Origin of the sequence: uncultured Campylobacter sp., assembly GCF_938018145.1 — a bacterium.
Lineage (GTDB): Bacteria > Campylobacterota > Campylobacteria > Campylobacterales > Campylobacteraceae > Campylobacter_A.
The window spans coordinates 1-8586 of the sequence record NZ_CALIII010000237.1 but is presented as its reverse complement, the minus strand read 5'-3'; the positions used below and the strand labels follow the sequence as shown (position 1 = coordinate 8586).

The 8586-nt window shown below is 48.3% G+C and carries 10 protein-coding genes and 1 pseudogene; 10 read left to right on the top strand and 1 reads right to left on the bottom strand.

The window, feature by feature from the left end:
• Positions 1–293 (top strand): annotated as a pseudogene (locus tag Q0338_RS05495) (class I SAM-dependent methyltransferase); the annotation flags it as partial.
• A 148-nt stretch (positions 294–441) separates the two neighbouring features.
• Here the strand turns inward: Q0338_RS05495 and Q0338_RS05490 are convergent.
• The gene (locus Q0338_RS05490; protein ID WP_298085880.1) at positions 442–1713 is read right to left on the bottom strand and encodes an aminotransferase class I/II-fold pyridoxal phosphate-dependent enzyme; all 1272 of its coding nucleotides are present in this window, start codon (positions 1711–1713) and stop codon (positions 442–444) included.
• Positions 1714–1792: 79 nt separating this feature from the next.
• Here Q0338_RS05490 and Q0338_RS05485 point away from each other — a divergent pair, with 79 nt between their 5' ends.
• The 9 genes from Q0338_RS05485 to hemC form a co-directional block, all read left to right on the top strand.
• On the top strand, positions 1793–2125 hold the full coding sequence (locus Q0338_RS05485) for a hypothetical protein (protein ID WP_298085879.1): 333 nt from the start codon (positions 1793–1795) through the stop codon (positions 2123–2125).
• Positions 2122–2745, top strand: coding sequence for an HAD family hydrolase (locus Q0338_RS05480; RefSeq protein WP_298085878.1), 624 nt, complete (start codon positions 2122–2124; stop codon positions 2743–2745). The genes Q0338_RS05485 and Q0338_RS05480 overlap by 4 nt, the downstream gene beginning before the upstream one ends.
• Positions 2746–2835: 90 nt before the next feature.
• On the top strand, positions 2836–3093 hold the full coding sequence (locus Q0338_RS05475) for a DUF2018 family protein (RefSeq protein ID WP_004321218.1): 258 nt from the start codon (positions 2836–2838) through the stop codon (positions 3091–3093).
• Positions 3086–3541, top strand: a complete 456-nt coding sequence (locus tag Q0338_RS05470; RefSeq protein ID WP_297938542.1) for a hypothetical protein — start codon at positions 3086–3088, stop codon at positions 3539–3541. The genes Q0338_RS05475 and Q0338_RS05470 overlap by 8 nt, the downstream gene beginning before the upstream one ends.
• Before the next feature lie 23 nt (positions 3542–3564).
• Entirely contained in the window at positions 3565–4458 is an 894-nt protein-coding gene (locus Q0338_RS05465; protein ID WP_298085877.1) for a polyprenyl synthetase family protein, read from the top strand.
• Entirely contained in the window at positions 4458–5750 is a 1293-nt protein-coding gene (gene hemA / locus Q0338_RS05460) for a glutamyl-tRNA reductase (RefSeq protein WP_298085876.1), read from the top strand. Before Q0338_RS05465 ends, hemA begins: the two co-directional genes overlap by 1 nt.
• On the top strand, positions 5747–7459 hold the full coding sequence (locus Q0338_RS05455; protein WP_298085875.1) for a proline--tRNA ligase: 1713 nt from the start codon (positions 5747–5749) through the stop codon (positions 7457–7459). Before hemA ends, Q0338_RS05455 begins: the two co-directional genes overlap by 4 nt.
• A gap of 109 nt (positions 7460–7568) precedes the next feature.
• Complete coding sequence (locus Q0338_RS05450; protein WP_298085874.1) at positions 7569–7892, top strand: FxsA family protein; 324 nt, start codon at positions 7569–7571, stop codon at positions 7890–7892.
• A partial coding sequence (gene hemC / locus Q0338_RS05445) for a hydroxymethylbilane synthase (RefSeq protein WP_298085873.1) occupies positions 7880–8586 on the top strand: 707 nt, incomplete at its 3' end. The genes Q0338_RS05450 and hemC, both read left to right, overlap by 13 nt.

The window sequence follows — 8586 nt, the reverse complement described above, 5'->3', positions numbered from 1 at the left end:
ACGCCTTTAAAAATGCCGAACTCATATTTGACGCCACAAACGAAGCAGGGCTAAAATACGCCAACAAATATGTAAAAAGCGTCGGAAACGACGAAGTGATTATGCGTTTTTGCGTCGAGGACGGTCGCAAATTTGCGCTAAAAGCCGGCGTAAATTTGATAGAGGAGAGGGGATTTTTTACGGACGCTCGCAAGATGCTTTCTGGGCGGCTCAAATTTACCACTCGCCTCATAATGAAATTTGTAGATTTTACAAAGCGAGCTAAAATTTTGCATTTTGATCTAAAAAGTTAGCCGTCTAATTCAAAAAAATATTTTTCGTCTGCGCATAAAGTTTTTGAAATTTTGCGGTTTTGCTAAAGCGCAACCGTGAGGCACAAGCTCGTAGCACCGAATCGACCAGATCAAATTTAGAGCAGATTTTCATCTGCTCTGTTTAATTTTACTCCAAAGCCTGCGCGAGATCGGCGATGAGGTCGTCCGCGTTTTCTAGGCCGACGCTTATTCTGATTAGTTCTTTTGTTATGCCTGCCTTTATTAGCTCTTCGCTTGAGAGCTGCTGGTGCGTAGTGGAGGCCGGGTGCGTGATGAGCGATTTTGAGTCGCCGATATTTACGACGATTTTAAAGAGCTTTACCTTGCCGAGCATCTTTACGGCGCGCTCATAGCTATCGGTTTCAAAGCACATTAGCCCGCTAGCCATACCGTCTTTAAAGTATTTTTGCGCCTTTTCGTGCTCGGGATCGCTTTTTAGCGCAGGGTAGGTCACGCGCTTGACGTTTTTATGCGAGTTTAAAAACTCGGCGATCTTGCGTGCATTTTGCGAGTGCCTCTCGATACGAACGCTTAACGTCTCAAGCCCCTGTATGAGCTGCCAAGAGTTAAAAGGCGAGATCGTAGCGCCTATATCGCGCACCAAAGCCACTCTCATGCGTAGCGTATAGATGTCGAATTTATCCGCCATCTGCGCGTAAACTAGCCCGTGATAGCTCTCGTCAGGCTCGTTAAAGTGCGCGTATCTGGCGTTGCCCACTAGTTTGGCGTTTAAATTTTTACTAGCTACGACTGCGCCCGCTAGGCTTAGGCCCTGGCCGCAGATATATTTGCTAGCGCTATGCACGACGACGTCTACGCCGTGATTTAGCGGCTGGAAAATGATCGGCGTAGGCACGGTGTTATCTGCGATCGTTACGACGCCGTGCTTATCCGCGATCTCGACGATTTTTTTAAAATTCGGGATTGCGATTTGCGGATTTGATAGCGTCTCGAAAAATATCGCGCGCGTTTTGTCGTCTATCAAATTTTCAAGATCGTCCGCGCTGTCGCTGTCAAACACCCGCGCCTCGATACCAAAACGCTTAAGCGTATGCATGAAAAGAACCATCGTGCCGCCGTAAATTTTCTTTGCTACGACGATGTTGTCGCCGACTGCGGCTAAATTTGCGATCGAGTAGAAAATCGCCGCCTGACCGCTGGCCGTCACGATAGAGGCCGAGCCCTCCTCGAGCGCGGCTATACGGCTCTCTAGCACGTCCGTCGTCGGGTTGCCGAGCCTCGTGTAGATGTGGCCCGGAGCTTCTAGCTGAAATCTCGCCGCGGCCATCTCGGCGCTGCCGAAATCATAAGCCGTAGTCTGGTAAATCGGCACCGCCATGGCGCCAGGACCTGCCTTGGTGTCGTAGCCGTAGTGCGTGGCGATCGTCTCTTTTTGCATTTTTTCTCCTTGTAAAATTTGCGCGCATTATAACCGCTAAAAGTTTAAATTGGTATAATTGGGCTTTTGAAAGGAAAAAATGGCTGAACAAAACGACAAATTTAAGCGCGTAAAATACCTGCGCGGCCTGGAAAAATTCGCCAAAGCCGCGATTAGCGCGCTAAAAAGAGAGGATTTTAACGAGGACGAATTTCGCGCTAGGGTGGGCAAAAATGCTGAAATTTTACGCAAGATCGAGCCGGTTTTTTTAGATAACGCCTACTCGAAATCTCTTGAAAATTTCGTAAATTTAGTCGTAAAAGGCGGCGAGAGAGCCGAGCTAATAGCCTGCGCCAACGCGCTAGAAAAGCTAAAAAACCAAAAAACCTACAAAAAAGAAAAACACAAAAAAAATTATAAGGACGAAGAGTGAAATGCGTGATATTTGACATGGACGGCACGCTCATAGATAGCGCAAAAGCGATCTGCGAGACGGTAAACGAGGTGCGGCGCGAGCTGGGGCTCCGTGGCGATCTAGCCGCAGAGTTTATCGTAAAGGCCATAAACGAGCCGGGGCGAAATTTGGGGCTTGACTTTTACGGTATCGATAAGCCTGATATGAAACTGCGGGATAACTTTGAAGCTAAATTTAAGAAAAACTACCGCGAATACGCTACTGCATATGAGGGCGCCCGGGAGCTGCTAGCTGGGCTAAAAGAGGCGGGGCATTTCGTCGCTCTAGCTAGCAATGCGCCGCGATATACTTTGGATGAAATTTTACAAAGAAGCGGGATATTTAAATTTTTTGATCTCATCGTCGGAGCGGACGAAAACGTACCTCAAAAACCAGATCCGGCGATGCTAAATTTGATATTAAAATCAGGCGAATTCGATAAAGCGATATTTGTCGGAGATAGTAAAAAAGATGAGCTTGCCGCACGTAATGCCGATATGAAATATCTAAACGTTTGTTGGGGGTTTGGTAGCAAAAGTCCGAGCTGCGACAATGTCTTTACGGTGGCTGAAGCAGCCCTATATATCGAGAAGTTATAAAAATTTAGCGTATTATAGTGTGTATGATTTTAAATAAGATTTTACAAAAAATAATATGTATTTTAAGATTTGCGAAAGGTTTTAAAATTTATGGATTATGATATATTTTCTCAAAGTCCGAGAGAAAAATTCTTTGAAATTTTATTTAACGCGAACAAAAACTTAGTCGAAAACGAGCTTGAAAAAACCTTTGAAAAATTTATCGCAATGAGCGAATTTTGTGAAAAAAACGGCTTTGACGAAACGGCGCAAAATTCGTTTATTTCTCAAAATCAAACCCTGATAAATGAGCGTCTAAACGACATTTATATCGGGCTTAGTGGGGATATTTTAAGTCAAAATGAGTAAAATAGCCGTTATATTTTCGTTGTTTTTATCGCTGGCTTTCGGTGCGGTAAATTTCGAGGAAGAGCACCTTTTTGAGCTCAAAAAAGACGAGTGGGCGCGGGTTTTCGTGACCAAAAAAGGCACGGACGAGCGCGAGAGCTTTGATTTTCGTTGGACGCTTTTTGATAACACGAACATCATCGTGCATTCGCGCTACCGAAACTATCCTCGCCAGCTTGTTATGTCGCTAAGGCGCGGCCTTGAGACCTATAAGCAGACTTTGATACCTGACCTCAAGTATCCGCCTAGCGACCGCGTCGCGCTTTATCTCGTTTTTGAGGATTTTAAGCAAGGCGTAGCGAAATTTCGCGTGCTGATAAACGACGACGAACAGCGCGTGGACGTGGAGTTTTTGGATCCGCCAAGAAAGCAGAGCGGCGCTCAAAATAGCGCGCAAAACGCCAGATAAAAGCAAAATTTAAGTGAGCATAAATGGAAAAAATCGATCTGATAATGAAAAATTTTATCGCAGAGCTTGGTTACGAGCCTGCAAATGCGATGTTTGCTCGGATAAATTCGGGCAAAAAGCTGCGCTCTAAGCTACTTTTAAAAATAGCGGGCGAAAGCGAGCAGAGTCTTAAAATTTGCGCGATTATAGAGCTTATTCACCTAGCTAGTTTACTTCACGACGACGTGATAGATGATGCGGACACTAGGCGCGGAAGCCCTAGTATAAACGCAAGCTTCGGCACTAAAAACGCCGTGATGCTGGGCGATATCCTCTACTCGAAGGGCTTTTACGAGCTGTCGAAATTTCCGCACGAGATCGCGGGCGAGATATCGGGCGCGGTTAGCAAGCTAAGCGTGGGCGAGATGATGGACGTGGATCTCTCGGCTAAATTTAACGAAGATAAATCCGCGTACGAAACGATGATCTACTATAAAACCGCCGTTTTGATCGAGGCTACCGCCGCGGTCGGAGCGATGCTGGCAGGACTTGATGCGCGTAATTTTAAAATTTACGGCAAAAACTTAGGCCTAGCTTTTCAGATAATCGACGACATCCTAGACGTCACGCAAGACGCCGCGACGCTTGGAAAACCGAATTTTAGCGACTTTAAAGAGGGTAAAACGACGCTGCCTTACATTTATCTTTACGAAAGCTTAAGCGAAGCGGACAAAGAGAAGCTGAAAATCCTGTTTAAAAAAGATCTGAGCGAGGCCGAGCGAGGCTGGGTGAGGGCGAAGATGAACGAAACGGGCGCGATAAAAAAAAGCATAGAAGCGGCGAAAAATTTAGGCGAGCAGGCGATAAAATCGGTAGAAAAATTTAACGTAGACGGCCTAGAAAGTATCGTAAAATCAATGATAGATAGGGAATTTTAATGCATTACGCAAGCGTGAGCTTTACGCACAAAAACACCGATATATCCGTGCGCGAAAAGCTCTCTTTTTCTAACATCGAGCGCAAAAACGAAATTTTACGCCTCATTAGCTCCAGCCAAAACATCAACGAGTGCATGGTGCTGAGTACCTGCAACCGCGTCGAGATCATCGCTAGCGTAAAGACGGTCGAAGGCGCTAGCAAGCACATCATCGCCTGCATGTCGCTCATCTGCGGCATCCCTTTTGAGGAGCTGCAAAGCAGAGCCGACATCTACGAGGATAACGGCGCCGTACACCATCTCTTTGCCGTAGCTAGCTCGCTAGATAGCCTTGTTATCGGCGAAACGCAGATCGCGGGGCAGCTCAAAGAAGCGTATAAATTTGCCCGCGCTAACGGCAAATGCGGCGCAAAGCTCGGACGGGCGATGGAGTTTGCCTTTAAGTGCGCGGCGGAGGTGCGAAACAAAACCGAAATCTCCAAAAACCCGATCTCGGTCTCAAGCGTCGCGGTGGCGAAGGCAAAGGAAATTTTTGGCACATTAAACGGCATGGTTGCCGTGATAGTGGGTGCGGGCGAGATGGCCGAGCTAGCCGCAAAGCATCTAATCGCAAGCGGCGCGAGGACGATAATCATCAGCCGAAACAAAGAGCGCGCTAAAAATTTGGCCCTGACGCTGGGGGATAATAACGAATACGACTCGCTTTCAAACGTAGCGCAGTACATAAATAAATATCAAATCATATTTTCCGCGACCGCCGCGCCGCATCCGGTTTTGATCGACGCGATGGTAGAGCCAAAGGAGTTTAAGCGCTACTTTTTTGATATAGCCGTGCCGCGCGATATCGCGATCACGGAGAGCGAAAATATCAAAATTTACGCCGTGGACGACCTGCAAGAGATCGTAAATAAAAATCTCGCCCTGCGCGAGGAACAGGCGCAGATCGCGTACGGCATCGTCGGGCGAAATACGGCGGCGTTTTTCCAAATGCTGCGCGAACTAGCCGTCACGCCGCTAATAAAAGGCATAAGAGAGCAGGCTAAAGAGTGCGCCCAGAGAGAGCTAGCAAAAGCCCTAAAAAAGGGCTATCTAAAACATAGCGACAAAGAGGAGGCGTATCGCCTCATACATCAGGTTTTTAAGGCGTTTTTGCACGCGCCGACGATAAATTTAAAAAGCCTCGCGGGCGCTGCGGGAAGCGAAGCGCAGCTAAGAGCCGTCGGGGAAATCTTTAACGTCGCGGAGCAAACGCCGCAAGAAGAAAATAATGAATTTGAATGGGAGAACGAATGAAATTTAGCAAACTTTACGCGCCGACGGCAAAAGAAGCGCCAAAAGACGCGAGTCTGGCAAGTCATAAATTTTTGCTCCGAGCGGGCTACGCCGAGCAGGTAGGTAGCGGACTTTACAACTTTTTGCCGCTTGGCAAACGAGTGCTTGAAAATATAAAAAATATCGTCAAAGAGGAGCTTGACGAGGCGGGCGCGCAGGAGATCTCGATGAGCTTCGTCACCTCCGCCGATCTTTGGCGCGAGAGCGGGCGTTTTGACGTCTACGGCAAGGAGCTTTTGCGCTTTAAGGACCGTAAAGAAAACGACTTTGTTTTAAGCCCGACAAACGAAGAGAGCGTGGTCGCGCTCGTTCGAGGCAAGGTAACGTCCTATAAGCAACTGCCGCTAAATTTGTATCAGATAAATACCAAATTTAGAGACGAGGCAAGGCCGAGATTTGGGCTACTTAGAGGGCGCGAGTTTTTGATGAAGGACGGATATAGCTTCCACGCAAACGCCGAGGATCTGGACCGCGAATTTGACCTGATGGAAAAAACTTATAGCAAAATTTTCACTCGCCTCGGGTTAAATTTCCGCGCGGTTAGAGCCGATAGCGGCGCGATAGGCGGCAGCGGAAGCAAAGAGTTTATGGTGCTGGCAAATAGCGGCGAGGATGATATCATCGTCTGCGAAAACTGCGACTACGCCGCAAACATAGAGGCCGCAACCCGCGCAAAACGAACGACGCAGGCTGAGCGGCCCGAGGCTGACGCGGCTAAATTTTTAACCCCGAATGCCAAAACCATCAAAGACGTGGCGGAGTTTTTTAGAGTTGATGAGTTTTACTGCATAAAAGCGGTGATAAAAAAGGCGATTTTTATCGGCGATAAAGGCGAAAAGAGCGAGAAAATCGTGGTATTTTTCGTGCGCGGCGAGGATGAGCTACAAGAGGTCAAAGCCCAAAACGCATGCGGAGCGCTTGAGCTAGCGGACGCTACCGAAGCCGAGATCGCAGCAGCCGGGCTTGTGGGCGGATTTTGCGGGCCGGTCGGGCTAAAGGGCGTGGAGTTTTACATCGACAAAGAGCTTGAAGGCGAGTCGCAGATGATCTGCGGCGCAAACGAGCGGGATTATCACTTCGTCGGCGTTAGCGTTAGCAGCTTTAACGCTGATCGTTTCAAAGACCTAACCGCGGTCAAAGCGGGCGATAAGTGCCCTTGCTGCGGCGGAAATTTAAGCGTTAGTAAAGGCATCGAGGTCGGGCATATATTTAAGCTAGGCACCAAGTACTCTGAGCCGATGGGTGCGACGTTTTTGGACGAAAACGGCAAAGCAAAACCGTTTATCATGGGTTGCTACGGTATCGGCGTTAGCCGTCTGGTCGCCGTCGCCGTCGAGGCTAGCCACGACGAAAAAGGCATAATCTGGAACGAAACCCTAGCTCCGTTTAAATTTGAAATCATCATCTCAAATTTAAAAGACGAAGAGGGCGTCAAATTTGCGCAGGAGCTTTACGAGAGCTTGCGCGCGGCGGGCGTTTCGGTGCTACTTGACGATAGAAACGAGCGTTTCGGCGTAAAAATGAACGATTTTGAGCTGATGGGATTTCCTTATGCCGTGATCGTGGGCAAGGGGCTAGCTGAAGGCACGGTCGAGCTCGTCACGCGCGACGGGCTAACTAAAGAAGCCGTCGAAGCGAGCGAAATTTTAGCGTGCCTAAAGAGCCTATGATAAAGCATTTTTTTACGCCCTACGTCGTTTTGGAGATCGTTGCGGCGTATTTTTTTATCCACGCGTACGGATTTTTAATTTAGTCCTAGAGGTCATCGCATCGGCCGTTTTGGGACTATTTTTTATATTTCGCGTCGGATTTTTTCAGCTCACTAGCAACATCGCGTTTTTTAAGCCCGCGGACGTCTTTAGTAGCGTAGGTATGGCGATCGGGGGCTTTTTTATGTTTATCCCGGGGCTTATCACCGACGTTTTGGGCGCGGCGATCGTAGCGGTCGCGTTTTTTGCAAATTTAAAAAACGGCGGCGAACGCAAGAGCGGGAGCGAATATTATTACGAAAAATTTGAAAGCGGGCAGAGCAAACCGCGCGATGACGGCGAGATCATCGACGTCGAAGTCGTAGAAGAAAAGAGGCAAATATGGAAAAACTAAAAATCGCAACGAGAAAAAGCGTGCTGGCTATGTGGCAAAGCGAGCATATCAGGGATAAAATTTTATCGCGCTACCCGGAGCTTGCAGTCGAGCTAACGGGTATGAAAACCAAAGGCGACGTGATCCTAGACACCCCGCTAGCAAAGATCGGCGGCAAGGGGCTTTTTACAAAAGAGCTAGAAGATAGCATGTTAAGCGGCGAAACGCACATCGCCGTGCATAGCCTAAAAGACGTGCCTGTCGTTTTTCCAGAGGGGCTGGTGCTGGCCGCGATCTGCTCGCGCGAGGACGTAAGAGACGCGATGCTAAGCGAAAAATACGCTAAATTTGAGGATCTGCCCCTGGGCGCGCGCGTGGGTACGACGAGCCTGCGCCGCAAAATGCAGCTTTTAGCGATGCGGCCTGATCTCGAGATAATCTCGCTGCGAGGTAATGTCCAAACCCGCCTGCGCAAGCTCAAAGAGGGCGAATTTGACGCTATTATCCTAGCGATGGCGGGCGTGAACCGATTAAATTTACGCTCCGAAGTCGTGCATATCGTGCCGTTTGAGCTAGATCAGATGGTGCCTGCGATGGGGCAGGGCGCGCTAGGTATCGAGGCTAGAGAGGACGCTAAAATTTTAAATTTGATAGAGTTTTTAAAAGACGAAAAAGCCGTGATAGAGACGACCGTGGAGCGCGATTTCGTCGCGAT